This is a genomic window from Sulfitobacter sp. L-8 (assembly GCF_056859255.1).
In genome coordinates, this window is the sequence record NZ_JBSXOD010000017.1 from 1 (window position 1) to 24,956 (window position 24,956).

Below are 24,956 nucleotides of genomic sequence, written 5' to 3' on the forward strand. Positions count from 1 at the left end.
GTCTCGAATACTTGGTGGCTTGGACCACCCGGTCACATCCTTTGGATCTCTTTTGCCTGACGAATGGGGTGATATCCCGCCCGATATCCGAGACAGAATCCCGGGCAATCCTCGGAACGTTCACATGCAACTTGTCTCAATACTAAAACGCGCCATCGGCCTGTTTCGACCTGATATCGATCCTTGGTCTGCGCTGCGTGTCCTCGCTGATGCAGAGGTTCGGATAGACGGCAAAATGGTCGGATCAGTGCAGCGGCGCGCCGAGCGCGATGGGTTGAATCCGATCGATATCGACAACTGCTGGATCGCGCGACAGCTGGCTGCGGTCCCTGCAGAAGACGAAACACAGGAGCGCCAGATTTATCATTATCTGGTCCGGCTCTCAGGGCGGCAGCTGATTCAACATGCAGGCTTGCTGCGCAGGGATCTGGCTCTGCCAGCGACCCTCTTGCAGCAGCAATGCGAGGTCATTTTGCCGGATTGGTTGCAAGAAGTCGCCGATGCCAGCGACCGACCAACCTGCAATGGTCTTGAGAGGGTGTGGCGCACAATCAGGCATCATAATCTGACTGCGCAGAGCCCTGACGACATTATGGCACTGATCTACGCAGGCAAGCTGCAACACGATACAGCCAAGTGCGTGCAACCGATAAAATCAGGAAGTTGGCGTGGGTATATTCAGCGCGTGAGGCAAGTGTTGCTCTCCTACGTTGATGACCCGACCATTTACGAAGGCAGGCTTAAGCATGGATGATTTTCAACCGGCGAATGAGGACGGCGGCATACTCCAACATGTTGACGCATGTAACATGTGTTGCACCATTCACTGTGAATGGCGAACAAATCGATTTGTTATTACCTGATATCATCACCAACCTGGCAAATTTGAGGATTTGAATAGTAGGTAATTTCTGGTTCACCTTATCCATTAAGAAAACGAGGTGACGAAGTATCCACAGACATCGATAGAGGCCGGTAACATTCAGCGTTGGATTGGAAAATCCCAGTCACCTTCTAACTTTAAGTGACTTAAACGAACACCAGTTCGACACGAAAGCGCGACAAGTCCAAAGCAATCATATGATGAAATTATGATCATGAGATCATACCCTTCTGCTCTGTTGAATCTTGATGCTTGGCAGCTTTTAGCCAGCCGTTTGCAAGCCGTGCGCTGTCTGGGCCGGCACGGTGCGGAGCAGCGCGGCGTTCCAGTGCTTCATAAAGCATATCCAAGGCGTAGCCCGAATACAGTTTGGATGAGATTTCATGATAGTCTGCAACTGGCGGTATCTCTTCACTGCCATCTGCCCGAAACAGCTTAATGAGCCAGCGCGTTTCGAATTCAGGAGCGTCCGAAACAAGACATCGAGCACCCAGAGCTTTCAAAAATGCTTGCATCACATTGGCCACTGAGGGGGCGAGCATCAGGTTCGAAAACAAAATATTGTGGACTGCAGCGCTCTGGGGCGACCAGTCAGCAAGATCCCACCCCGTTGCTGGGCAGATTAGCGAACTCCACGTCTGAACTGCGCCCCCGTCAATCCAAGAGAGGCCTATCTCAATCGGCCAGCTATCACCTGAGAGACTCGAAGCTTCGAAATCCAAGATGGCAAAATTGTCGATACTTTCCTGCTTCATTGTAGTGAATAGTCCTTTGAACAATTTACCACCATGATTGCAAAGGAAAGCAGTTTGGTCGAGGGGCTTCCTGATGATAATGTCCAATCCGGGGCCCGAAAAAGAAGCGTTCTTCGCGGACCTGCGTACCATCGGCAAAGCCGTCGGACCGGAGGCTTTCGGGAACATCGTCCGCACGAACACACGAACCGATGGACGAACCTGGAAGTTATTCTATTTATCGGCCCGAAGGGTGCTGGCAACTTGACCCTGCATCAGTCGGGCGTGGCACCAGCCATTGCCGATCCTTTGGTAATTCCGATTCCCGCTTATCCACCAAAGAAAGCATCAGCACCCAACCCATCTGTCATGAAAGTCAGTCATGCGGACAATGCAATGCGTTCAACGTCGCTGTCTGGAGCCAAATCACCGGTATTCGAGCTTCATTCCACGTGGGCGCTAAAACTGCTCGAACCCATCCGGTGATAGCTATCCGACCGCAGCCCTGAGCGCGCAACCCAATCGCTTGGCGGCCTCGACGGCTGCATCGCCGCGCAACGGCCACGCCTGGGTCAGACCCTCGATGATCACGAGCAGTTCGGTCTCGGCCGCAGCGAGGCCGGTTGCCGCTGCCGCTTTAGACGCGACCTCCGCCTTGTGACGCTCGAGAAGCCGTCGGAGTGGTTCGCTGTTGGGGTCAGCCGCCACGGCGGCGTGAAACAGACAGCCATGCGACGTTTCGGTCGCCATCCAGGTGCCGACTCTCGCGATAATGGTGTCGGTCGCTTCTTTGGTGCCGACCGGCAGGCCATCGAAGATATGCGAGAGGTAGCGCTGATGCCGGTTCTCCAGCGCCGCCAGAACCATGTCGGCCCGAGAGGGGGTGTATTTGTAAAGCGTGCGCAGGCTCACGCCGGCGGCATCTCTCAAATCCTCGACGGAGGGCTCCGCGAAACCGCGTGCGGCGAAGGCTCGCTCGAGCCCGGAGGATATTTTGCTCATCATGTCTGCCATGGTTGACGATGTAGAATGATCTCTCTACCTACGCAAGTAGAACAATCATTCTACACTGGAGCATGCTTCGATGACACTGCCTGCAACAATGAAAGCCGTTGTCCTTACCGGACATGGGGGGCTCGACAAGCTGGAATGGCGCGAGGATGTGCCGCTTCCTCAGCCGGACGCGGGAGAGGTCCTGATCCGCGTCGGTGCCTCCTCAGTAAACAATACCGACGTGAACACCCGGACTGGGTGGTATTCCAAGTCCGTGCGGGGCGATACGAACTCGGCGGCGACAGAAGGATATGGCGGCGCATCAGATGCCGACGGCGCGTGGTCCGGAGCGCTGAGTTTCCCGCGTATCCAGGGCGCCGATTGCTGCGGCAGGATCGTCGCGGTTGGTGAGGGCGTGGACAGCGCTCGCGTTGGCGAACGGGTTCTGGTGCGACCGATGCATCGCCCAAATGGTGCAGAGCAAGATGCCCTCGTGACCTTCGGCTCCGAGCGTGATGGTGCCTTTGCAGAATTCACGGCCGTCGAGTCCGAGCATGCCCTGAAGATCGACAGCGCGCTATCGGATATCGAGCTCGCGTCCTTTCCATGCGCGTTCTCGACCGCCGAGGGAATGATCCAACGCGCGATCTTGGGCGCGGAGCGGGTGCTGATCACGGGGGCATCGGGCGGTGTCGGCTCAGCCGCTGTGCAGCTCGCCAAACGCCGCGGCGCGCATGTCACAGCGATCACCAGCACCGCAAAGATGGAGGCGCTCAAAGAGCTTGGGGCCGACATCACGATTGATCGCAACGAGCCGGTCCCCGAGGACGCCTTTGACGTAGCGCTCGACTTGGTTGGCGGGCCGCGTTGGCCCGTATTATTGGATGCGCTGGTGCCGAAAGGCCGCTACGTGACCTCGGGCGCCATCGCTGGGCCGATCGTCGAGCTCGACCTGCGAACTCTATACCTGAAAGACCTGACACTTGTCGGAAGCACCCGACAGGACCCAAGCGTCTTCGCTGACTTGGTGGGCTACATTGAGGCGGGTGAGATACGTCCGGTAGTAGCTGAGTGTTACCCGCTGCACCAGTTGCGCGCCGCCCAGGAGGTCTTCCTTGAAAAGTCTCATATGGGCAAGATCGGGATAGAGATTTCCAGCTGACAAAGCCCGAAGGCACCCTTTCACGACGGACCAGAGCCAATGTCGTGGAAGGGCTCGAAGCCGAGATTGCACTTCGAGTCTTCGAAACGCTTATCTGTGCCACAAGCGCATAGGTCTGGCATCAAGGCCAGCATAGCCCGTATTCCTTCGAGCGCCGCAGCTGCTTACCGACAGCCCCCTGAAGCAAGACGCGCATCTGGTCGACCACCGGGATCGGCTTCCAGATCGTCGTCGATTTCTCTCGCTCGACACCGGCTTTCGTGGTCCATTGCTTGACCACTTCCCGGACAGGGTCGCGATGGTTCCGCCGCCAGATGATCTCGTCGAGGTATCGCTGGAGGTGCTGACGGCCGAGGTTGTGGTAGACCCCAACCAGAGCGCGCTGCACCTGGGAGATGACCGCTTCGGCAGTGTTCACGTGAGCGCCGGTCTCCGGGTTGGCATACTCTTTCTTGCTGTGGATCACATACTGGTGGTCGGCCATGGTCTTTCCCAAGCCCCGATAGCTCTTGCTTCCATCGGTCATCAGGCGCGTCCTCTTGGGGTCGATCCATTCCAGCAGAACCGGCTTGAGCGTGGCCCTCTTGTCATCCGAAACGACCCTGGCACGCGCCTGTCCGTCGCGTGAGGCCGCCACGAAGATCATCGGCTTTCCAGTGCCCTTACCGCGCGGATTATAGGCTCCTGACAGAGATTTCGGAGATCCCCCGACATACGCCTCGTCCACCTCGACGATGTCCTCCAGCGGCAGCAGCTCGGCGATCCGGTCGTCCATCATTTCCCTGATGGCGTGTCCCATCTTCCACGCGGTCTTCTGGTTCACACCGAGCAGCCGTGCCATCACGAACGAGGAGATGCTCTTGCTCGATGTAAGCACAAGGAACATCGCGCAGATCCAGATACGCAGGTCGAGCTTGGTGCCATGCAGCGGGGTGAGCGTGGTAACCGTGAACTGAAGACGGCAGTCCCGGCATTGGTAAAGGCCCGGTCGGCAGGTCCTTCCGCGCAGCGGCGACGAGGCCACCGAGCCGCAATGCGGACAGTGTCTGCCGGTCGACCATATGATACCCTCCAGGAAGCGTCGCGCGTGCATCTCGCTCGGCATCCGCTTCAGATGTCAGGGATCGACTTCAGTTCGGTGATCATCAAGGCTCTCCGCTCGTTTCGCCAACCGAGCAATATTGGCCCGGCGGGCGTTCGGCGAAGAAGAAACCTGAAAAATCGCGCAAAATGCGGCGAGATGGCGGAAAAGCTAAGCCATGTCAGCGCCTTGCGTAATCCGCTGCTTTTTCTCGTGGATAAGCGGGTTCCGATTTCAACCGCGGGACCGTCTGTTCCCGCTTATTCCGTGTAATACTCAATGAGGTTTTATAGGTAGTTCAGGAAGGCCTTCGCTGTACTGATTTACACGATCCACTAATTTTTGAACGCGCGCGGAGTCACGGGGACGATCGCGTCCACTGGTCTTTACTATATGATGCACCAACCAATGGACTAAACCGGCGAAACTAACTGCTGCTAATGACAAAATAATTTCAAACGTTTGCATCTACTATGTCCTTTTACGCATTATTGCCAAAATATCACATAAAGCCACATCAACCGATAGGATAGATTGCTATTTTTCGTTATCATGCTGCGTTTGGATTTACATGTTGGATGCGGGAGTATCATGGTTGGTTCCGTCCCAGTCAGGTGCGGGCAATTTAATAAGGTTTATCTGCCATATGGATGCGCACTGGCGAAGTAGATGACCCGCTGCGGCGCACTTCAGGATCGTCAGGTCATGTGATCATGACTGGCATAAACTGAGGAAGCAAACTGCGCCAACGACGCTCGGTGTCTGTGACAGTTAGCATCCAGTTCGAGCTTGAACCTACGGTCAGGCTCATTGCGGAGCCGACCTGTTCGATGATGCGGTTCCCGGCGGGTGCTTGTCCTCAGGCGGTGCGAGGCTGCGCAACTTCTGGGAACTCCTTAGAAATTGCGGTAGGAGGCTGGCGCTTTTTAGGACCGTTGATGTTGAGCACAGTTGCTACTCAATTGCTATTAGACAAAAGACGGAATATTTATTAATTAGAATCAGCAACTTATAAACTGTAGGTCCAATCCATCATGGGTGCCACGGACAGGCGGGCAGCGCGCGTCACGTCCGATCTCCCTTGGTTTCTTAGTGTTTCCCGCTCAGCCATCTTTTCCTTCTTTCCCTTTTTTGAGGCCTTTTGCCCCCATTTTTCGGGATGGTGCAACACAATGTTGCACCTAGGTCAAATTGTTGCACCATTGTTCGGGCCCGCCGCAGGGTCGCGTTACGAAAGAAAGAACCCATGACAAAAATCCGCCGGCGTCCAGCGCCACAGTTCGATTTACCGGATATCTGAAACAAATTTCTAAAACGAGACCCGCGTGGGTACCATCACGACGCGAAAGAAGAAAGATGACGCAATCGGCTTCCCCCGGTCGGTGGCAAGCAGAAGGCTGCAGAGGTTATCCCGACCTTGATCGATACGCTCCAAAGCAGCCAGATCCGTCGGCCGGAGTGAGACAGCGAACAAATTCCGAGGCACATGCGCAGAGGTCTGTTTGCGCTGTATGGCGCATCTGGGGCGGGGCGATGCATCGCCGGGCGCGGCTCTCCCTGCTCTCAATATCAACCGCCTGTAACTTACGGATCAGACCGCTGATCAGTACGGCATCCTGTGGCAAGGTCCCGTCGGTTCAGCCCGGACCGTATATTTTGTTCGTCGCAACACATGTCTGAGAGCGGGCGGCGTAACACCGCGACAATCCAATTGGATTCGTCTACTGACCACGCTGAGCGCCGATGCAATGTGTCCATGAGACAGGAGAAAACGTGAAAAGAATATTCCTCCGCTGGGGAGTGCCAGTGTTCGGCGCGGCACTGGCACTGTTTTTGACCTTCTTGCTTTACGGTAGCCTGGACTTCGCAAAGTTCCTGAACGGGCTGAGGTCTGCCGATCCGGTTTGGATCGCAGTGTTGATCACGACCATCCTGCTGGAACAACTTCTCAACGGATGGAAATGGCGTCAGATCTTGCATGATGTCAAGCCGGTCGGGACCATCAAGCTGACCGGGGCATTGCTTGCCGGATATGGGGCAAATGTGCTGGTGCCACTTGGCATCAGCCCCTTGATACGGGCATGGATCATCGCGCGGCTTGAGCGATTGAAAATGCCTACCGTTCTTACAACCACCATTATATCTCGGTTTGTCGACGGGGTGGTTTTTGCGCTGTTTGCAGGCGTGCTGGCATTGGCCGGGAAAGTGCCGCAAGTAGAAGGCAACCTGGAGCTTGGCCTGAGTATCGCCGGTGCACTGAACATCGCATTATTCGGGGGCTTGCTTTGGGCAATGTTCAGGTTCCGTACGTTTTTCGCGGCTGACGGTCCCGCGATTTGTCGCCTTTTTGACTGGTTGGCAGCGCGGTTGCGGGCGAATGGTTCTGCGTTACGCGCCGCGCTTTGTGATGGCGTGGTCTGGCCGCGCCAAGCCGTCAGGCGAATTGCGGTATTTATCGCTGCGATCGCCGCCAAGCTGGTCGCCGCCACCCATTTCGTCTGGGCAGGTCTGGCTGTAGGCGTCGTGTTGGCCCCTTGGGACTATATTTTTCTGATGGTCTTCTCGGGCTTCATCATGGTGCTGGGCCGGTTCGTTCGCATACCGGGCAGCTTTATCTTCGGGGCGGGATTTGCCCTTCAGATGCTGGGCGTACCGCCCGAAGCGGCACTGCTGATGATCCTGTTCAACTATATCATGACAATCATGTTGGTTGTGGGTATCGGGCTGATCGTCCTGTGGCAAAGTGGCATCGATATTCATCGACGATCAGAAGCACCGTTTTAGACAACGCGAGCTTAATGCGTCCTGACCTGCCATGCGGAATCTTTGCGGTGCAGACGCGGGCCAGGGGTGCCCCCAGCCCCGTCTAAGTGGTCGCGCTCTAAATCGTTGCTGCGATGGCCAAGGCTTCTATCCGGTAATGAGGTTGCGCCATCCGCGCCTCGACACAGACTCGTGTAGGAGGCGTTACCGACGAAACCCATGCGTCCCAAACCGCGTTCATCTCGGCATAGTCATCCATGTCGGCAAGCCATATCTGCACCGAGATCAGATTTTCGCGGGTGGTCCCTGCTTCACCCAGAAGCGCGTCGATTTTTTCAAATACATCACGTGACTGAGCCGTGATATCACCGTCCTTTATCTGCGAAACCTGACCGGCCAAATGAACCTGGCCGTTGTGGATTGCGATAGTGGAAAAACGGGCCGAGCCGCCGATTTTCGTGAGGGTAGCGTTCATGGGATATTCCTTGGGTGATGTTCTTTGAGCGTCTTGTAGACAGCGGCCAGGGATTAAGGCAAAATGTAATACTTGAAATCTACTTCAGGATTGCTGAATTTTGGCTATCAAGATCGAAATGCTCCGATGTTTCTGCGCCGTGGTGCAACACGGCAGCCTGAACGAGGCCGCCGACCAACTTGGGCGAACGCCTTCGGCGGTGTCGATGATGCTGAAGCAGTTCGAGGAACACATCGGTGCCGCCCTGTTCGAGACTGCGCGCAAGTCGCGTATGACCCCGTTGGGAGACATGATTTACGACGAGGCCCGGCGCGAGATAGAGCATTTCGGTCGCACGGTCGCGGCAATCGAAGGTCTATCGCGTGCCGAACAGGGACAGGTCAGACTGGCGGTGACGCCATCGGTGGCGACGGCAATTCTTCCCGGGGTGATCCGCCACTTTCGCCGCGATCATCCGATGGTCCGTATCGACATGCGCGACATGGACAGCGCATCGGTCCAGCGAGAGCTGGAGGCCGAGCGCGCCGATATCGGGTTGGCGAGCATCACCGCAGGCCCCGGCTTTGAACGCAAGCTGCTGTTTTCAGACCCTTTCGGCGTGGTCTGTGCGATCGACGATCCGTTAGCTACCCTTAAAAACCCGGTCGTCTGGGGCCAGCTTGCCGGGCGGGACTTCATTGCCAACGGGTTGTGCCGGTTGATTGACGACGCGGCATTCGCGCCAATACTCGACAGTGCGCAGATGTCTGTGCCCAATACCGCGTCGTTGCTAGCGTTGGTGCGCGCCGGCGTCGGCCTGACCCTGCTTCCCCGCCGCGCTGTACCTCTTGACGATGCGGGGCTGGTGTTTTTGCCCCTCGGCGAAAGTGATGCACGGCGAGAGCTTTATCTGGTTTCCCAGCCCCGACGGCTCTTGCCTCCGGCGGCGCGCGCTTTCTTGCGGGTTCTTGAATCGCAAACTGCCGATTTGCGGGATGCGGCACAACTTCAAATAAACTGAACTAAAATCAAATAAATCTAGTTTGATTGAAGTGCCTCGCTGGCGTCTACTGTCTTCGACGACTTTCGGAATTTCACCCCTGACAGGAGACACCACATGAACGCCATGACCGACCTCAATCGCAACTTCATCGCGGGCGCTTGGGTTGCCGGTGCAGGCGAGATCGAAAACCGTAACCCATCAGACCTGTCGGAGATTGTCGGTCGGTATGCGCAGGCCAGTGCAGACCAGCTTGACGATGCGCTGTCCGCCGCGCGTGCAGCCCAGGTAATATGGGCCGGATATGGTCCCGAACGACGCCATGACGTCCTGATGGCGATTGGTCGCGAGATGATGGAACGGGCGTCGGAACTGGGGCAGCTGCTGTCGCGTGAAGAGGGCAAGCCCGTGGCCGAGGGCAAGGGTGAAGTCTTTCGCGCGGGCCAGTTCTTTACCTATTATGCTGCCGAATGTCTGCGCCAGATCGGTGATACCGCCGATAGTGTCCGGGCCGGTGTCGAAATCGACGTCCGCCGTGAACCGGTCGGTGTGGTTGCCGTGATCAGCCCGTGGAACTTCCCCACGGCGACGGCAAGCTGGAAGATCGCCCCCGCATTGGCCTTTGGTAATGCGGTAATCTGGAAACCAGCAAACCTGACCCCCGCGTCGGCAGTTGCCCTGACCGAGATCATCGCGCGACAGGACATGCCTGCGGGCTTGTTCAATCTGGTCATGGGTGCCGGGCTGGAGATCGGCCAGAAGCTGGTCGAAAGCCCACGGCTTGACGCGATCTCATTCACCGGGTCGGTTCCGGTAGGACGCGGCATCGCTGCCGCCGCCGTGCAGAATTTCACCAAGATCCAGATGGAAATGGGGTCCAAGAACTCGCTTGCCGTGATGGATGATGCCGATATCGATCTGGCCGTCAGTCTGGCTCTTGGCGGCGCATTTGGCGGTACAGGCCAAAAATGCACGGCATCATCGCGGTTGGTTGTGCACAAGGCCGTCCATGATGAATTCGTTGAAAAGCTGGTGAAAGGGGCCAAGGCGATGAAGGTCGGGCATGCCTTGGCCGAGGGAACACAGCTTGGCCCGGTGGTGAGCGAGGAGCAGCTCAACGCCAATCTTGACTATATTGAAAAAGGCAAATCCGAAGGGGCAACGTTGCAGTGCGGCGGTGAGCGCCTGAACCTGGGCACCGAAGGCTATTACATGTCCCCCGCCGTGTTCACCGGCACCAGTAATGACATGACGATCAACCGCGAGGAAATGTTCGCCCCGATCGCATGTGTGATCAAGGTGGACAGCTATGCTGAAGCGCTCGAGGTGGTCAACGATACCGAGTTCGGATTAACGTCGGGCATTGTTACCCGATCACTCGCAAGAGCTACACATTTCCGCCGCAACGCCCGCACCGGTTGCGTGATGGTCAATCTTCCAACCGCAGGCACAGACTATCACGTGCCCTTCGGTGGGCGTGGAAATTCGTCATACGGGCCTCGCGAACAGGGCAGCTATGCCGCCGAATTCTACACCACTGTAAAGACCGCCTATATCGCGGCCGGAACCCCGGAGGATCTGGCGTGACGCACCGTATTGATTGCCTCCAGTACGCCAACTGGTCTGAAAAGATCTTTCGCCAAATGCGCGAAGGCGGCGTGGACGCGGTGCACGTCACCATCGCCTATCATGAGAATTTTCGTGAGACTGTGCAGAATATCGAACAGTGGAACCGTTGGTTCGAACAGTTTCCAGAGCTTATATTCCAAGGCCGCATCGGTGCGGACGTGCGGCGTGCCAAAACCGAAGGGCGCACTGCGATCTTCTTTGGCTTCCAAAACCCCTCGCCCATCGAAGATGACATCGGCCTGGTCGAAATTGTGCACACGCTGGGCGCCCGCTTCATGCAACTCAGCTACAACAATCAGTCGCTTCTGGCGACAGGATGCTACGAGGCTCAAGATCCGGGCCTGACCCGCATGGGCCGCGAGGTCATCGACGAAATGAACCGCGTGGGCCTGGTGGTGGACATGAGCCATTCGGCAGATCGGTCGACTCTGGAGGCGATTGAACATTCCGCCCGCCCCATAGCCATCACCCATGCCAATCCCGCGTTTTGGGCACCGGCAAGGCGCAACAAACCCGATGACGTGATCCGGGCGCTGGCCGAAACCGGCGGAATGTTGGGCTTTTCACTGTATCCGCACCACCTGAAGGGCAAGTCGGACTGCACATTGCAAAGCTTTTGCGAAATGGTCGCACAAACCGCTGAAATGGTCGGGCCAGAGGTGCTTGGGATCGGATCGGACCTGTGCCAGGACCACCCCGACAGTGTCGTCGACTGGATGCGTATGGGACGCTGGACGAAAAAGGTTGACTATGGCGAAGGCTCGGCCGCTGCGCCTGGCTTTCCCGATATGCCCACCTGGTTCACGGATAACCGCGACTTCTCCAACGTCGAGGCAGGGCTGCGGTCTGTAGGATTTGATGCAGCCGAAGTGGCCGGCATCATGGGAGAAAACTGGCTGCGTTTCTTCGACGCCAGCTTTGGTCCCGCGCGGGAGGTGCGGGAAGCTCGAGCGGCTGAATAGGCCACCCGATACATTATTTGATATTCCTTCAGGGAGGTTGGAATGACGTACCAGACCCACAATCCGACGGTAGCGGCACAAAGCCCGCGCCCCGGGCACATCAACAAACCGCTGTTTGCAATAACCGGGGGATTTATTGCAATTTTCTGCCTCATCGCGCTGTTTGACCTCGAATTGCTTTCGCTGATCGTCGACACCAGCTTTGCCTTCTCGGCCCAGTATTTCGGTCTGTATTGGCAACTCTTGCTGTTGGCGACCTTTCTGATCGGACTGGTGATAATCTTTCTGCCGGGCGGCAAGGCAATCATGGGGACAATGGCAAGGCCGGAGTTTTCGGTATTTCAATGGGGATCGATGATCATGTGCACGCTGCTGGCGGGCGGTGGTGTGTTTTGGGCTGCCGGAGAACCGATGGCGCACTTCCTGTCCTCTCCGCCCCTGTTTGGGGCCGAAGCGGGAACTCCCGCTGCCGTGGCACCGGCGTTGGCGCAAAGCTTCATGCACTGGGGTTTCCTGGCTTGGGCGATTCTGGGCGCACTGACCACGATCATGTTGATGCATTATCACTATGAAAAAGGTCTGCCGCTTGCGCCACGCACCCTGCTTTATCCGCTGTTCGGTGACCGTGCGATCAAGGGACCCATCGGGCTGATTGCTGACGCGTCTTGCATTATCGCTGTGGTGGCCGGAACGGTGGGACCGATCGGTTTTCTCGGGCTTCAGGTCAGCTATGGCTTGAACGCGCTGTTCGGAATTCCCGATGCCTTTGCGACCCAGGCCATCGTCATTGCCGGGCTCGTTACCCTCTATACCCTGTCTGCAATGTCGGGGCTGACGCGTGGTATCCAGCTTTTGAGCAAGATCAACGTCATTCTGGCTGGTGGCTTGTTGGTGTTCATGCTTGTCCTGGGGCCAACGGCGTTCATCTTCAAAAGCTATTTCGCCGGCTTCACAAGCTATATCGCAAACTTCTTTGACATGGCACTGTATCGCGGCGAAGCAGGACTGTTTGGCGAACCCGGTTGGCTGGGGTGGTGGACAGTATTCTTCTGGGGTTGGTTCATGGGATACGGCCCGCTGATGGCGATGTTCATCGCGCGCATCTCGCGCGGGCGGTCGATCAGGTCGATCATCATCATGCTGTCATTGGTGGCCCCCGTCATCACCACGTTCTGGTTCACCATCATCGGCGGGTCCGGCATCGCGTTCGAGCTTGGAAACACCGGTTCTGTGTCAACTGCTTTTGAAGGGTTCAACCTGCCGGCGGCCCTGCTCGCCATCACCCAGCAGCTGCCCTTGGGCTTTCTCGTTTCGCTGCTGTTTCTTATCCTCACGACGATTTTCGTGGCAACCACTGGCGATTCAATGACCTACGTCATCTCGGTCGCCATGTCCGACGAGGACCGTTCTTCGATGCCGGTAAGAGTATTCTGGGGCGTTGGCATGGGCCTGATGGCGGTTATCCTGATATCGCTCGGGGCGGGTGGGGTCGGCAAGCTTCAAAGCTTCATCGTGGTTACCGCCGTGCCGGTATCGCTGGTTCTGCTGCCTTCGCTTTGGGACGCGGTGAGGATCACGCTCGCGAAGGGTCGTGAAAACACCTGATAAAGTCGCGGTGCGGTCCCAATGGGGCCGCCCGCAAAGATATGTGATATCATGCAAGAGGAGGCGCGTGATGAAACTGGATCAGTTAAACCCCGACACCGTAGTACTGCGCCCTGCTCACAGTGTGATGCGCCTGGCCCGCATGGGGTCTTTTCACCAATCGCGACTGTCATTCATGCGGGTCTTGCTACGCCGCCTCAAGGCCGAACGCTGGCGCTTTGAGCGACGCGCCTTCGAGATCGACGCCAAAGGTGTGGGTCACGCCGTATACACCATGCACGGACCGGCCCGCAGTTATAGCTTGGTGGCCTTTGCCCATGATCTGCCTCCGGAACAACGCTCGGACCGGGTGATCGCCACAGCGTGGGACGCTACGTTTGCGCTGTTCGACGGGTTGCCCACCAACGAAGATATCCAACGGCTGTCCCGCAATATTCCGCTTCAGGAAGCCGGCCGCGTCACCGCATCAGAGCTGACGGTGTCTCGGGCCAATCGGTCCGCGCGACTGTTCGACCACGTCGTAGATTGCCTCAGCCGAGGTGAACAGCCCGACGTGGGCCAAGTCGATGCCGTCGGTTATCTGATGCGCACCACTGCCGTATACGGGTCAGGCAAGCTCGGGGCCGCCGATCGCGAAAGCATTTGCGACCGCCCTGAATTTGCCGCGCCATTTCAGGCTGAAATGTTGACCGTGTTCCTGATCCGCGGTTTCGTTCTTGACCTCGTAGAACATCTTGCCGTGCTGCGTGCACCCGATAGGGCAGTCCCGCTCGACCCCGAATTGCGCAGGCGTTTTGGCATCGGCAATTCGACGGGCCTGGGCATGGCCCCTTTCCTGCTCAACCACCCTATCCTGCTGAACAACTGGATCGAGGCACGCGAAACCGCGCTGGCACGGGTTCGTGCGCTTCCTACGGCGTCACCCGTCGATGCCAAGGCATTTCGGGTCATGCTGCGCCGAGGCCAACGCAACGTCGATGACTGGCATTCGGAACATGCACTTCAATGCGACAAGATCACCAAGCTCAAAGCTGATCTCGACACGCTTACCGAGCATCTGGAAACCGGTGCCCTTGAAAAGGAAATGCCGTGGGACTGTCTGTATCGCTGGTCGGAAACCGCCTTGAGCCTTGAAGGCCAGGAGCTCCTTGTGGCGTTGATGATGGAGCCCTATGGGGGATTGGTCGACGATCTACCCGCACGGATGAGTGCAGACGAAACAGCGGGCTTTGCCATTGATGGCAGCATGACTGTGCGCCAACTTCGCGATATTGTGGCCGCGAACTATGCCTGGGCATTGGAGATCGACTGGACCCTGCCCGAAAGTCAGGCGCGCGCGTGGTATGTTTCAGCGGAAAAGCTGGAACCCCGCCTGGGCGAACGCGAGTCCGAACCAATCGCCGCCTATGAACAGCCCCTGGCCCCGGGCCGCGACGCAGCCCTGCTGAGCAGCGCCCTGGCATCGGAAAATGCCGACACCCGTGTCGCCGATATGCTGCTGCGCCATCCAGAGCACCGTCATATCATCCGCAGGGTACAGATTGCCGCTCGCTATCCCTACGCCGAAATCCGCGACAACACGATTGCTGCGGATGTCCTCCCGATCGACCTGCTGCGCGCGAAGCTGTCGTTTTTCGGGGCCTGCCATTTCGACCCGCGTTCAGACCGATGGGTGCGGATCAACATGTTTCGCAATGCGCCGTTCCCCCATGAGGTCGCCCAGATGGAATTCGCCGGGTGGACCTATCCAGCGATTCAGGAGATCCTGGAATGATATATTCGCTTAACGAGATCGAAGCACTAAGCCGGAAAGCCGCGCGCGGCGCTGGGATGAGCTGGGGTCTGGCGGAAGAAACCGGCAAAGCGGTGCGCTGGCTTTGTGATCACGGGTTTGCGGGCCCGCAACTCTTGGCGGGTTTGCTCGCTACCAATGACGGTATTGCGTATTCAAAGCTTGTGCCTCGGTTCGCGAATCGATCTTTAAGCGCGACATCCGGCACGCTTTGTCCAATCATCGTCGGTGCGATGATCAGTGACCGGGCCTACGGTTTGACTGTTGATGACCCATTGCACATCAAAGATATATCGGCCCCGCTGTTACTGGCCCCCTTCGTCGCTGCGGCGTCCGGGTCCGGTGGTGTCACCGTCGCCCTCGAGTGGGCAGGCAGCTTATTGACCTTTGACAACGGCCGGGTAAGCGTCGAGGCCGACCAGGCTGCCGTGATGACACGTCACGCAACCCGAGCCGTATTGAGCAAGACCCAAAGCCGGTTTACCCCGTCACCCCACACCCTCGCGGGCCGTCGAATGGACAGCGCCACGCTGCGCGTTCTGGAAAGCTTCGCGTTTCGGACATACGCTCCGGCAACCGAAGCCAGCCGCGCCGGCGCGGGGGCCGGGCAAGATAACGACTGACCGTCACCCCCTGTCCCTGGCGTCGCGTGACCACGCATCCAATGCCACCCTACGTTTCATTCCCTGCCCGGCGTCGGGGAAGGGGAACAAAACGAAAACAAAAAAATAATCGCGACTTTTCCAAAAAATCGCGCTGCTACATCTTGCAGCCCATAAGAATGCAAGGTAGCAGACCCCTGCGGGATGGAGCAGTCCGGTAGCTCGTCAGGCTCATAACCTGAAGGTCGTAGGTTCAAATCCTACTCCCGCAACCAGTTTTATTTGCCCGGCGGAGTCAGCTTCGCCGGGCAAATCATGTCCAGATCGTGCCCCCGCAACCAGCTTCATTAGCATGAGGCCGTCTGGCGAAAGCCCGACGGCCTTTTTGCTTGTCTGGCAGAGACTTAGGATTCCTGCGAGATCACCTTCAATATCAATCAGGAAGCCCCGCGGCTCAGTCTCGGCAGGATGAAGGACGATTCGTTCAATCAGGCTTCGCAATATTTCGACTGCCTCATGATGATTGGACCGGTCGTTCAACAATTCCCGGAGTTCGGCGACAGCCGTTCGATAGCGAGCGCCCATGGACGGATGCAACAGCGGCTTATTTTCTTCAGGCTGGTTAGAAAGCTGCGCTTCAATTTTGGCTTTCTCGGCTTCGAGCGCGATCATCCGGTCTTTTACGCGATCGGCTGGAACACCATCGATGATGGCATCGACAAGCCTGCCGAGATCACGAGTGATTTTTGACAGCCTCGCCTCATCGCGGGCGCGGTTCCCGGTCTCGGCCATTCGCAGCGTGTTGAGATGTCTCGTGTACTCTTCGCAGAAGACTTCGAGGAGTTCCTCGTCCATCAGGTGATGCTGCAGTCCGTTCAATATCGTTGCTTCCAACAGGTCCTTCCGGATCGTCTTGGCATTGGTGCACGTGCCCTTGTTGCGCGCGGATGCGCATCCGAAATGCTGCTGGCTGATTTTCACAAAGCCGCTGCCACACTCACCGCATTTGACGAGACCTGAGAGTAAAAAGCGTGGACGGCGGCGGTCCCAGAAGCCCCTTGCGTCATCCTTGGAGTGTTTGCCAAGCGCGGTGGCTGCTTGCCGCTGTTTTACACGCTCCCATAGATCGTCCTCGACGATGCGGACGTGTGGTACGTCCTTGATGATCCAGTCGTCCTTCGGATTTAGTCTCGATATCCGCTTTCCCGTCTCAGGGTCCTTCATGTAGCGTAGCCGGTTCCAAACCAGCCGCCCGATGTAAAGTTCATTGTTCAGAATGCCTGTGCCGCGATCCTTGTTGCCATGGATCGTAGATGGCCCCCACGTGTTGCCCGTCGGTCCTGGTACGCCTTCTGTGTTCAACTGCTTGGCGATGACCCGCGGTGATGTACCGCTCGCGTATTGATCAAATATCCGCCTTACAACCGTAGCTTGGACATCGTTGATCTTGCGTTCGCCACGCTCTGGCTCGCCATTGGCGTCCATCTTGCGGACAACGTCATATCCGTAGGAGTTGCCACCGCCAGACTTGCCAGCCTCTACACGGCCGCGCAGACCACGGCGGGTCTTGTCTGCCATGTCTTTGAGGAAGAGGGCATTCATCGTCCCCTTGAGCCCGATATGGAGTTCGTTGATTTGTCCTTCAGACAAGGTTACGAGTTGAACGCCCGCAAAGGCCAAACGCTTGTAGACGCCAGCAATGTCCTCCTGATCCCGAGAAACGCGATCAAGCGCTTCCGCTAGGACGACTTTGAATTTGCCCGCCAGCGCATCCTGCATCAGCTTCTGGATGCCAGGGCGCATTAGACTCGCCCCAGATATCCCATGATCGCCGTAGGTCTCAACGACCTGCCAGTTCTCTCGCACAGCACGCTCATTACAGAGGCGAAACTGATCCTCGACCGAAGCCGCCGACTGGAGGTCGGTTGAGTATCGCGCGTAGATGGCGACCGTCGTAGTCTCTAGAATCCGTTCGTTGCTCATGAGTCTGAGCCTTTCAAGGATGCGTGCGTTTTCTGTTGATGATCCTCATAATCGGCCTCCGCGGCCATTCGTGCAAGGACTTTGACCAACGCGCGCAGCTTCTCGGCCGTCTCGACCTTGTCCTGGGGACTTTTTTTGTCCCTGTTATTTGTGCCTTGGACGCTCATCGGACGACGGGTTCCGTATTGTTATACTCTCTCGTTATTTTCTGAGATAGGTGCCCTAAGCCCAATCTTCGTGGACACAGACTGGACATGATGCCTGACCGGCCAATGCCGATCAGGTAAATTGCCTATCTGCGCGGTGCCGGTGCGGTGCGCATGCAAATCGCGCGGCGGACATTCTGCAGGTTCTGCGCGGCAGTGAAATGCTCACGCGATCCAATCTCGCAGGTAGCGAGGTGATCTTGGACCTTGCGGAATATGACACGCAATTCCGGTAGGCTGCGACTTGCAAGTGCTGCTTGTGTGAAAATCTCCTTCATGACGACGAACTCCTTTTCTTTTGTTCTGAGCCCCGACTACCGAGGCCTATCGCCGTCCCCCGTCATCATTGGCAACAGAAGGCCTCGAAGACGGGAAACATGGGGAAGAAAAGGAAGAGTTCGTCTGACGGAGTTGAAAAGCAGCACACAGCATCACAGACGCTGCAGCATGCACTGTCAGATGTAATGTCCTTGGAAGATGGCTCTAGGAGCCGTTTTCGCGAGCGCAGCATAGATAAAATGCCAAATATTCTTAACGGAACGTTAATTGGCATAATGGCAAAATGGTTAATATAGACGAAAGGTCAGGAAGCAATATGACCAAGAAGACCAAAAATAGCGGGCCGCCTGGCTTAACAATCGATTATGCGAAAATGGGCATGATGACGATTGATGAATTCAAGCAAGCCCTTTGGACGGACTTACAAGTTCGAAAAGAACATCATTCCGTCAAGTACATCGATGCACCGAAGTTGAGGCTAAAGCCTACGGATGAGTTCGGAGAAAGCCACACGCTTCGCAGACGTAGCGATGGAAAAGCAATTTTTCGCATGCACACACGCCATTACCGGCCCGCATGCATGGATTATGATTTTAGTTGAGTAACTTAGGGAGGCATTGGCATGCGACCACCATGCTATATCGGTGTCAAGCAGGTTCAGGAAATCCTGGCGGAGATGGGCGTTCAACTCAATGAGCGGCAGATAAAGCGTGCCGCAGACCCCGATGCCTTTGGCAGGCGGAAGCTACCATTTTTTGTTGATCCCATTGATGGGCGTCTCAAAATCGAGAAGGGTTCGCTTGTGCGTATCTATCGTGAAGCGCAAATAAAAGCTGAAAATAACGCGAAAGTTTGATATGTTTACGGGTTTTTCAGAGGAGATAATAACGCAAACTTATTAAGTGATAGATGTCAGATATAAGAAAAAGAACAGGTGCAAAAGGCACGACATATCAAGTTAGATACGCAAACAGTGCATCCAAAGCAGGATATTCCTACAAGAGCTTTGATACCTTGAAGGAGGCGCGGGCTTGGCTGGAAGAAGGTATGGCTCGACAAACCAGCGCTGTTAATAATGCAGAAATTTCTACTGTTGATCAGGCTATCGATAAATGGCTTAGGATTTGTGAAAAGGAAGGGACGGATGGGAATGAGCCAGTCACGACCTACACCCTAAAAAATTACGAATACATTGCAAAATTTATGCGTTCGTATCCTTGGGATAAGAAAATTCAAGAGTTGAGCGTGCCTGATATTGTTGAGTTTCGCTCATGGCTATTGGAACGTTGTCCTTCGCGCTTCGTTGCTAGGCGCACAATGTCGTGTTTTCAAACCGTGCTTGGTGAGATGGCCCTGAGAGGCCAAGTGACCGCAAATGTCGCTTCGGGTATCACGGTCAGTTCGAATTCGCGATACGCGCAGCCCGTAACGCCACCCACCCTAATTGAGTTCCAAGAACTTCTTCGCGCAGCGGACCGCCTGGCAAACTCGAAAAATGCACAGATCGCTAAGTCATGGGAACGGTATCGTCCCATGCTGTACTTGGCAGGGGACACAGGTATGCGACCAGGTGAGTACCTGGCACTTCCGCGCTTCAATGTCAGCAGTGCCGAGGTGAAGGTAGATCGTGCCGTTGAGCGCAGCGGTGCGCGGATTTCGGTGACGAAAACGCCCGCAGGGTGGCGCTGGATCGACATCAGCCCGGAGACGGCTGATATGGTGATCCACTATGCCGATCGGTTGGCCACACCCAATAAATATGATCTCGTGTTTCCGACATCGACTGGTAAATGGCAGTGCATAAACAATTGGCGCAACCGTGCGTTTGCTTCCGTTTGTGAAGAAGCTGGTTTGATGAAAGATGTCGATGTTAATGGGCGCGTTGTTTTGAAACCAAAATACTCACCGTACGATTTGCGCCACTTCTACGCTTCCATGTTGATTGAACAGCGAGTGAATCTAAAGAAGCTGCAAAAGCTCATGGGGCATTCCAACATTACAATGACCCTAAACATCTACGGCCACCTAATCGAGCGTGCAGAAGAGGCGGAAGACGGGCGCACTGGATTACTAGCTAGTTTATCACAAAATCCTTGTGGCAAATCTGTGGCGAGTCCTCTGTAAGTCGCGTAATATATGAATTTAATACTGTCTTTTAATCAGTAGGTCCAGGGTTCGAATCCCTGAGCGGTCACCACTTATAAATCAATAACTTAGCCGGAATATATGTAACAAAAGCAGCCCTTAGGCGCTGTTTTTGCCACAATATATCGATCCGCTGCAACCCGCAGAAACCCGCCATTCCTATTTTCAACCTTCTTCGGCTTGTGGCGAGTTTGTGGCGAGCCCATAAAATCATTATTGTCTTTTGGTCGAGACTCTTTGGGAGCTATGCCGTTCGGAATTCGTCAACATGGCACCGTCATCAATGTCGATCAGATCGAGAGCCTGCTAGCGCATTATTATGCGATTGCCTCGGGTGAGCCGAATCCCGATGAACGGGATGAACGTGCCGAGGCGTTCCTCTGCGCTTATCTCGGACTTGAACTTGAGGATAGTGACCTGAAAGCTGCGTGACAGGCGGCGCATTGATACACAGTATCAGTGAAAATTCGCCATTTATGAGAATTATACTAGATTTAGTGTACTGATCGATAAGTATACTGCAAAGGTAATAATTCGCGCTTTATGCGAAGTAATGATACACTGGTGTAGTATGAATGATTCGCGAACATCACTGACACGCGGGCGTGCCCGCCTTTCTGCAGTCATCCAAGCTTCAGGCGATGTTGTGCACATTGAAGATGCCGCGCAAGCTCTTGATGTCACGCGCAATCAGGCTGCCAAGCTGCTATCTAGATGGACCGAGCAAGGCTGGTTAAGACGGGTTGGTAGCGGAGCTTATGTTCCCGTCCAACTCGATCTTCTGGATGCGCGGCAAGTCTTGCAGGACCCGTGGATTCTTGTGCCGACACTGTTTGAGCCTTGCTATGTAGGGGGCCGGACCGCCGCAGAGCATTGGGACCTCACCGAGCAGATATTTCGCGATGTTCTTGTTTTTACCGCGCGCTCAGTCGCAAGCCGGACGGTCAAGCGACAGGGCGCGATCTTCACCCTCAAACATATCAAAAGTGAGTTGATCTTCGGGACGAAATCAGTCTGGCGCGGCCAAACCCGCGTTGCCGTGTCTGATGTACACCGCACAATCATCGATATGCTTGACGATCCGTCAGTTGGCGGCGGCATTCAGCATGTCTCGGAATGCTTTGATCACTACCTGCAGCGCACTGATAGTAATCCTGATCTCTTGATCGAATATGCTCTGCGCCACGGAAACGGAGCGATTTTCAAACGGCTTGGCTTTCTGGCCGAGCGCTATGAGAAGAGCTGCCATATTGCGGAGGAAGCGCGCAAGCATCTTACCAAAGGTCATGCCAAACTTGACCCATCTTTGGAATCTCCGCGTCTGATAACACGCTGGCGCTTGCGTGTGCCCAATAGCTGGGTGAAGGACGCACAGCATGATTGATCGCCGCGAAATCCTTGAACTGGCCAGCACACAAAGCTTGACCCCGCATGTGGTTGAAAAAGACTATGCTCTCGGCTGGGCGCTTGCCGGAATCTATGCGCACCCCGAGCTGGCCTCGTCCTGGGTATTCAAGGGCGGCACTTGCCTTAAGAAATGCTTCTTCGAAACCTACCGGTTTTCTGAAGATTTGGATTTCACACTACAGGACGAGTCCCATCTTGATGAGGCCTTCTTGCAGCGGGTTTTTTCAGAAATCTCGGAATGGATTTACGAACAAAGCGGCCTTGAGTTTCCGCAGGACTCACAGAAGTTCGACATCTTTGCCAATCCGCGCGGCAATCCGAGTTGTCAGGGCAAGTTGAGTTATCGCGGCCCGGTCTCGCCGCGCTCGCCGCCACGCATCAAACTCGACCTCACGGCTGACGAACGTCTTGTTCTCGCCCCGGTCCAGGTGCCGATTTTTCATCCCTACAGCGATGCGCCCGATGGCGGCATCATGGTGCAGTCCTATGCCTATGAAGAGGCATTTGGGGAAAAGATCAGGGCGCTCGCAGAGCGCACCAGGCCGCGTGATCTCTACGATGTCATCAACCTGTTTCGTAACACCGAAGCCCGGCCCGCAGCATCTGTGTTGCTCGATGTCTTGCGCCAGAAATGCGAATTTAAAGGCATTGAAGTTCCGCAACTTACCGATCTTGATCCGCATCGTGGCGATGTTGAAGGCGCATGGGGCCACATGCTGGATCATCAGTTGCCGTCCTTGCCGCCGGTTGCGACATTCTGGGAGGCGCTTCCCGCTTTCTTTGACTGGCTTCTTAGTGGCGCGCTCGCTCCGACCCCGGTAGCTTACCAGTTGGGGAGCGGCGAGACCGTTATTCGGGAGCGCACTCTTCGCATTCCCGTTGGCAGCAGTGCCCAGACCTATCTTGAAGTCATCCGGTTTGCTGCCGCCAACCGCCTTTGTGTCGATCTTGATTATCAAGGCCGGACGCGCCGGATCGAGCCCTATTCATTGCGGCGTACCAGCGAAGACAATGTCATCCTGCATGCCTGGGATGTTAATAGTCATGGCCATCGCAGCTACCGCGTTGATCGTATTCAGGGTGCCAAGACCACCAACCAGTCATTCGTTCCGCGCTATGAAGTCGAACTGACACCAAGTGGTCCGGTACGCATTGCGCCCACCGCGCGTTCCACTGGTAGCGGGTTCAACTCAGCGCGGATATCGACGCGAACACCGCGCATTCCGCGCACTCGCGCAAACTCTCCTACCGCCTTCAGCAGTGGCCCGACATATACGTACCAGTGCGGCATGTGCGGGAAGAAGTTCAAACGCAAGAAAATGGGGGGGCGTCTAAGCAAGCACAAGGCTCCCAGTGGCTTTCCTTGTAGCGGGCGCACCGGCTTTCTCGTTGATACCAGATACTGACTGCCTACAGCCTGCTTTTCAGGAAACGAGGGAATTTGTCTTCCTTGCCAACGATGCGGAAAAATTTGAATTCCGACTATCCAATCACGTTGTAGTCAATCAAGAGGCCACGTTCATGCAGGTATGTGGCAGCCGGATTGAGTCTGCACGGCTCCCAGCCATTGCGCTCAGCTATCTCGCACAATCCGACGGAAAATCAGCATCGTTCATGATGTCTGTTGCCATTTTCTTCCTCGACATTCTTCGATTTGTGGAGCGGTTGTGGCGAGACCATAAAAACATTGTCACCTTTCAGATTTAAGCCGCTCGCGCGCGCAGATCTCAGTCAATTTGCAGAAGCGAAGTTTTGCGGCGTTCCAGATTCCGCAGAGCGAATCTTCGTCAATATGCTTTGTGTTACGAACTGAGCCAGAGGCAAAGTGGCACTTTGCTCGGCAGGGCATCCGCATTGAGTACTGTTAAATCATGTGCATGCCACACGGCGGTCATAACAGAATGCTTCCCCACGGGGATCGTCCATCGGTCGTCAATCTAGGCGCGGCGACACTTCCTTCCGTAAAGTCATTCCTCAAGTTCTAGCCGCTAACATTGGCCGGGCGCGACGTCCGGTCAACGGCCTGCCCGCACCATCTGTCTCCGCCTTCGGCTTCGCCAGACCGTGTTGGCCGTACACGCGCCTACTGCGCGCTGACCAGCCGTCTCATCCGCCCGTCCTTTCATGTCGCGTCTTGAGGAAACGACAAACGGAAGGAGATCATCATGACACGCAAGACCGAAAACAACCGGCAGGACATCTACACCCGCATCACTAATCAGATCATCACCGCCCTGGAACAGGGCATCAAGCCCTGGACACAGCCCTGGAACGCCGCACACGAAGCTGGACCCGTCTCACGCCCTCTGCGTCACAACGGACAACCCTATAGCGGCATCAATGTCCTCACGCTCTGGGCATCTTCGATGGAACGCCACTTCGCCGCTCCGATCTGGATGACCTTCAAGCAGGCTCGCGAACTCGGCGGCAACGTCCGGAAAGGCGAAAAGGGATCGCCCGTGGTCTACGCCAACACGCTCACCCGCACCGAAACCGATGAGAAAACCGGCGAAGAGAGGGATCAAACGATCCCCTTCATGAAGGGCTACACCGTCTTCAATATTGAGCAAATCGACGGGCTTCCCGCGCATTATTACGCACCAGCCAAGCAACAACTCAATCCTGATCAACGGATCGAGGCCGCTGACGCCTTCTTCACCGACACCGGTGCCGACATCCGCCATGGCGGGAGCAGCGCGTATTATTGTCCGCCAGAGGACTACGTCCAAATGCCAATATTCGAAAGCTTTCGCGATGCGGAAAGTTACTACGCAACTCTCGCGCATGAATGCACGCATTGGACGCGTCATCAGACCCGTCTCGATCGCGATTTTGGTCGTAAGCGTTTTGGCGATGATGGTTATGCCCGTGAAGAACTTGTGGCCGAACTCGGCGCAGCTTTTCTTTGCGCTGATCTTGGGATCACGCTCGAAGATCGTGAAGACCATGCCGCCTACATCGGCAACTGGCTCACAGTGCTCAAGAACGATAATCGCGCCGTCTTTGCCGCATCCGCGCACGCGCAGCGCGCCGTGGATTTCCTCCACGGGCTTCAGCCAATGATCGATGAATCCGACGCAAGCGAGGCCGCCGCATAGGCGGCCTTTTACTCTTTCGCGTTTTCACTTGTGCCGGACTGTCCGTCGTCAGGGTTTTTGGGACCAATGGCGGCCTAAACTAAGAGAGAGTTCGGCTCATCTGGTTGGTTTGATTATGCGGCGTGCTGTCGGTGATGCAAGCGTCGCGTTTCGAGCGTCTTACGTTTGATCCTTTCCC

At 55.9% G+C, this 24,956-nt stretch carries 25 protein-coding genes, 1 tRNA gene and 2 pseudogenes; 21 read left to right on the forward strand and 7 right to left on the reverse strand.

The features are described from left to right. On the forward strand, nt 1-754 hold a 754-nt coding region (locus tag AC13DE_RS00855), incomplete at its 5' end, for a hypothetical protein (RefSeq protein WP_483046705.1). Nucleotides 755-1,095: 341 nt separating this feature from the next. On the opposite strand, the gene AC13DE_RS00860 is transcribed toward AC13DE_RS00855, so the two are convergent. Both AC13DE_RS00860 and AC13DE_RS00865 read right to left on the reverse strand, forming a co-directional pair. Continuing rightward, complete coding sequence (locus tag AC13DE_RS00860; protein ID WP_335754779.1) at nt 1,096-1,638, reverse strand: 3'-5' exonuclease; 543 nt, start codon at nt 1,636-1,638, stop codon at nt 1,096-1,098. A gap of 468 nt (nt 1,639-2,106) precedes the next feature. Further along, on the reverse strand, nt 2,107-2,631 hold the full coding sequence (locus tag AC13DE_RS00865) for a TetR/AcrR family transcriptional regulator (RefSeq protein WP_335754777.1): 525 nt from the start codon (nt 2,629-2,631) through the stop codon (nt 2,107-2,109). Between the two features lie 70 nt (nt 2,632-2,701). Here AC13DE_RS00865 and AC13DE_RS00870 point away from each other — a divergent pair, with 70 nt between their 5' ends. Further along, complete coding sequence (locus AC13DE_RS00870) at nt 2,702-3,772, forward strand: alcohol dehydrogenase family protein (RefSeq protein ID WP_335754776.1); 1,071 nt, start codon at nt 2,702-2,704, stop codon at nt 3,770-3,772. 121 nt (nt 3,773-3,893) lie between these two features. Here the strand turns inward: AC13DE_RS00870 and AC13DE_RS00875 are convergent. After that, nucleotides 3,894-4,918 (reverse strand): annotated as a pseudogene (locus tag AC13DE_RS00875) (IS1595 family transposase). Between AC13DE_RS00875 and AC13DE_RS00880 the strand changes: the two are divergent. Next, complete coding sequence (locus AC13DE_RS00880; RefSeq protein WP_335754809.1) at nt 4,887-5,126, forward strand: hypothetical protein; 240 nt, start codon at nt 4,887-4,889, stop codon at nt 5,124-5,126. The pseudogene AC13DE_RS00875 and the gene AC13DE_RS00880 sit on opposite strands and share 32 nt — an antisense overlap. 3 nt (nt 5,127-5,129) lie before the next feature. Here the strand turns inward: AC13DE_RS00880 and AC13DE_RS00885 are convergent, their stop codons facing one another. Beyond that, entirely contained in the window at nt 5,130-5,321 is a 192-nt protein-coding gene (locus AC13DE_RS00885) for a hypothetical protein (protein ID WP_335754775.1), read from the reverse strand. A gap of 1,305 nt (nt 5,322-6,626) precedes the next feature. Between AC13DE_RS00885 and AC13DE_RS00890 the strand changes: the two genes are divergently transcribed. After that, the gene (locus tag AC13DE_RS00890) at nt 6,627-7,637 is read left to right on the forward strand and encodes a lysylphosphatidylglycerol synthase transmembrane domain-containing protein (RefSeq protein ID WP_483046706.1); all 1,011 of its coding nucleotides are present in this window, start codon (nt 6,627-6,629) and stop codon (nt 7,635-7,637) included. Between the two features lie 97 nt (nt 7,638-7,734). Here AC13DE_RS00890 and AC13DE_RS00895 read toward each other — a convergent pair whose 3' ends face one another. Beyond that, nucleotides 7,735-8,091 carry a RidA family protein gene (locus AC13DE_RS00895; RefSeq protein WP_483046707.1) on the reverse strand — a complete coding sequence of 119 codons (357 nt, stop codon included), beginning with the start codon at nt 8,089-8,091 and terminating at the stop codon, nt 7,735-7,737. A gap of 100 nt (nt 8,092-8,191) precedes the next feature. Between AC13DE_RS00895 and AC13DE_RS00900 the strand changes: the two genes are divergently transcribed. The 9 genes from AC13DE_RS00900 (at nt 8,192) to AC13DE_RS00940 (ending at nt 16,680) form a co-directional block, all read left to right on the forward strand. Beyond that, entirely contained in the window at nt 8,192-9,091 is a 900-nt protein-coding gene (locus AC13DE_RS00900) for a LysR family transcriptional regulator (protein ID WP_483046708.1), read from the forward strand. A gap of 105 nt (nt 9,092-9,196) precedes the next feature. Beyond that, nucleotides 9,197-10,657 (forward strand): aldehyde dehydrogenase family protein, encoded by a 1,461-nt coding sequence (locus tag AC13DE_RS00905; RefSeq protein WP_483046723.1) that lies wholly within the window; start codon nt 9,197-9,199, stop codon nt 10,655-10,657. Continuing rightward, nucleotides 10,654-11,661, forward strand: a complete 1,008-nt coding sequence (locus AC13DE_RS00910) for a membrane dipeptidase (RefSeq protein ID WP_483046709.1) — start codon at nt 10,654-10,656, stop codon at nt 11,659-11,661. The genes AC13DE_RS00905 and AC13DE_RS00910 overlap by 4 nt, the downstream gene beginning before the upstream one ends. Nucleotides 11,662-11,703: 42 nt before the next feature. Continuing rightward, nucleotides 11,704-13,266 carry a BCCT family transporter gene (locus AC13DE_RS00915; protein ID WP_446313418.1) on the forward strand — a complete coding sequence of 521 codons (1,563 nt, stop codon included), beginning with the start codon at nt 11,704-11,706 and terminating at the stop codon, nt 13,264-13,266. A gap of 70 nt (nt 13,267-13,336) precedes the next feature. Beyond that, the gene (locus tag AC13DE_RS00920; RefSeq protein WP_483046710.1) at nt 13,337-15,040 is read left to right on the forward strand and encodes a hypothetical protein; all 1,704 of its coding nucleotides are present in this window, start codon (nt 13,337-13,339) and stop codon (nt 15,038-15,040) included. Continuing rightward, nucleotides 15,037-15,681 (forward strand): DUF3726 domain-containing protein, encoded by a 645-nt coding sequence (locus tag AC13DE_RS00925; RefSeq protein ID WP_483046711.1) that lies wholly within the window; start codon nt 15,037-15,039, stop codon nt 15,679-15,681. Before AC13DE_RS00920 ends, AC13DE_RS00925 begins: the two co-directional genes overlap by 4 nt. 177 nt (nt 15,682-15,858) lie before the next feature. Next, nucleotides 15,859-15,935: transfer RNA gene (locus tag AC13DE_RS00930), tRNA-Met, on the forward strand. Between the two features lie 193 nt (nt 15,936-16,128). Continuing rightward, complete coding sequence (locus tag AC13DE_RS00935; RefSeq protein WP_483046712.1) at nt 16,129-16,410, forward strand: hypothetical protein; 282 nt, start codon at nt 16,129-16,131, stop codon at nt 16,408-16,410. A 57-nt stretch (nt 16,411-16,467) separates the two neighbouring features. Beyond that, nucleotides 16,468-16,680 (forward strand): hypothetical protein, encoded by a 213-nt coding sequence (locus AC13DE_RS00940; protein ID WP_483046713.1) that lies wholly within the window; start codon nt 16,468-16,470, stop codon nt 16,678-16,680. On the opposite strand, the pseudogene AC13DE_RS00945 reads toward AC13DE_RS00940, so the two are convergent. Next, nucleotides 16,588-17,643, reverse strand: a pseudogene (locus AC13DE_RS00945) (recombinase family protein); the annotation flags it as partial. The gene AC13DE_RS00940 and the pseudogene AC13DE_RS00945 sit on opposite strands and share 93 nt — an antisense overlap. Before the next feature lie 292 nt (nt 17,644-17,935). Then, a complete protein-coding gene (locus AC13DE_RS00950) occupies nt 17,936-18,127 on the reverse strand; it encodes a hypothetical protein (RefSeq protein WP_483046714.1) in 192 nt (63 codons plus the stop codon). A gap of 317 nt (nt 18,128-18,444) precedes the next feature. On the opposite strand from AC13DE_RS00950, the gene AC13DE_RS00955 reads away from it, so the two are divergent. The 8 genes from AC13DE_RS00955 (at nt 18,445) to AC13DE_RS00990 (ending at nt 24,778) form a co-directional block, all read left to right on the forward strand. Next, nucleotides 18,445-18,729 carry a hypothetical protein gene (locus tag AC13DE_RS00955; protein ID WP_483046715.1) on the forward strand — a complete coding sequence of 95 codons (285 nt, stop codon included), beginning with the start codon at nt 18,445-18,447 and terminating at the stop codon, nt 18,727-18,729. Between the two features lie 21 nt (nt 18,730-18,750). Then, nucleotides 18,751-18,984: a hypothetical protein gene (locus AC13DE_RS00960; protein WP_483046716.1), complete on the forward strand. Its 234-nt coding sequence runs from the start codon at nt 18,751-18,753 to the stop codon at nt 18,982-18,984. 53 nt (nt 18,985-19,037) lie between these two features. Then, nucleotides 19,038-20,252 (forward strand): tyrosine-type recombinase/integrase, encoded by a 1,215-nt coding sequence (locus tag AC13DE_RS00965; protein ID WP_483046717.1) that lies wholly within the window; start codon nt 19,038-19,040, stop codon nt 20,250-20,252. A gap of 267 nt (nt 20,253-20,519) precedes the next feature. Then, a complete protein-coding gene (locus tag AC13DE_RS00970) occupies nt 20,520-20,705 on the forward strand; it encodes a hypothetical protein (protein WP_483046718.1) in 186 nt (61 codons plus the stop codon). Nucleotides 20,706-20,919: 214 nt separating this feature from the next. Beyond that, nucleotides 20,920-21,657: a type IV toxin-antitoxin system AbiEi family antitoxin domain-containing protein gene (locus AC13DE_RS00975; protein WP_483046719.1), complete on the forward strand. Its 738-nt coding sequence runs from the start codon at nt 20,920-20,922 to the stop codon at nt 21,655-21,657. Next, the gene (locus tag AC13DE_RS00980; RefSeq protein ID WP_483046720.1) at nt 21,650-23,086 is read left to right on the forward strand and encodes a nucleotidyl transferase AbiEii/AbiGii toxin family protein; all 1,437 of its coding nucleotides are present in this window, start codon (nt 21,650-21,652) and stop codon (nt 23,084-23,086) included. The genes AC13DE_RS00975 and AC13DE_RS00980 overlap by 8 nt, the downstream gene beginning before the upstream one ends. Beyond that, the gene (locus AC13DE_RS00985) at nt 23,070-23,387 is read left to right on the forward strand and encodes a hypothetical protein (protein ID WP_483046721.1); all 318 of its coding nucleotides are present in this window, start codon (nt 23,070-23,072) and stop codon (nt 23,385-23,387) included. Before AC13DE_RS00980 ends, AC13DE_RS00985 begins: the two co-directional genes overlap by 17 nt. A gap of 458 nt (nt 23,388-23,845) precedes the next feature. Beyond that, nucleotides 23,846-24,778, forward strand: coding sequence for an ArdC family protein (locus AC13DE_RS00990; protein WP_483046722.1), 933 nt, complete (start codon nt 23,846-23,848; stop codon nt 24,776-24,778). Nucleotides 24,779-24,956 lie beyond the last annotated feature (178 nt).

Coding starts and splice junctions, on each gene's coding strand:
- AC13DE_RS00860 (WP_335754779.1), bottom strand. CDS start 1,638: ATGAAGCAGGAAAGTATCGACAATTTTGCCATCTTGGATTTCGAAGCT.
- AC13DE_RS00865 (WP_335754777.1), bottom strand. CDS start 2,631: ATGGCAGACATGATGAGCAAAATATCCTCCGGGCTCGAGCGAGCCTTC.
- AC13DE_RS00870 (WP_335754776.1), top strand. CDS start 2,702: ATGACACTGCCTGCAACAATGAAAGCCGTTGTCCTTACCGGACATGGG.
- AC13DE_RS00880 (WP_335754809.1), top strand. CDS start 4,887: ATGTCAGGGATCGACTTCAGTTCGGTGATCATCAAGGCTCTCCGCTCG.
- AC13DE_RS00885 (WP_335754775.1), bottom strand. CDS start 5,321: ATGCAAACGTTTGAAATTATTTTGTCATTAGCAGCAGTTAGTTTCGCC.
- AC13DE_RS00895 (WP_483046707.1), bottom strand. CDS start 8,091: ATGAACGCTACCCTCACGAAAATCGGCGGCTCGGCCCGTTTTTCCACT.
- AC13DE_RS00905 (WP_483046723.1), top strand. CDS start 9,197: ATGACCGACCTCAATCGCAACTTCATCGCGGGCGCTTGGGTTGCCGGT.
- AC13DE_RS00915 (WP_446313418.1), top strand. CDS start 11,704: ATGACGTACCAGACCCACAATCCGACGGTAGCGGCACAAAGCCCGCGC.
- AC13DE_RS00920 (WP_483046710.1), top strand. CDS start 13,337: ATGAAACTGGATCAGTTAAACCCCGACACCGTAGTACTGCGCCCTGCT.
- AC13DE_RS00925 (WP_483046711.1), top strand. CDS start 15,037: ATGATATATTCGCTTAACGAGATCGAAGCACTAAGCCGGAAAGCCGCG.
- AC13DE_RS00935 (WP_483046712.1), top strand. CDS start 16,129: ATGAAGGACGATTCGTTCAATCAGGCTTCGCAATATTTCGACTGCCTC.
- AC13DE_RS00940 (WP_483046713.1), top strand. CDS start 16,468: ATGTCTCGTGTACTCTTCGCAGAAGACTTCGAGGAGTTCCTCGTCCAT.
- AC13DE_RS00950 (WP_483046714.1), bottom strand. CDS start 18,127: ATGAAGGAGATTTTCACACAAGCAGCACTTGCAAGTCGCAGCCTACCG.
- AC13DE_RS00955 (WP_483046715.1), top strand. CDS start 18,445: ATGACCAAGAAGACCAAAAATAGCGGGCCGCCTGGCTTAACAATCGAT.
- AC13DE_RS00960 (WP_483046716.1), top strand. CDS start 18,751: ATGCGACCACCATGCTATATCGGTGTCAAGCAGGTTCAGGAAATCCTG.
- AC13DE_RS00965 (WP_483046717.1), top strand. CDS start 19,038: ATGTCAGATATAAGAAAAAGAACAGGTGCAAAAGGCACGACATATCAA.
- AC13DE_RS00970 (WP_483046718.1), top strand. CDS start 20,520: ATGCCGTTCGGAATTCGTCAACATGGCACCGTCATCAATGTCGATCAG.
- AC13DE_RS00980 (WP_483046720.1), top strand. CDS start 21,650: ATGATTGATCGCCGCGAAATCCTTGAACTGGCCAGCACACAAAGCTTG.
- AC13DE_RS00990 (WP_483046722.1), top strand. CDS start 23,846: ATGACACGCAAGACCGAAAACAACCGGCAGGACATCTACACCCGCATC.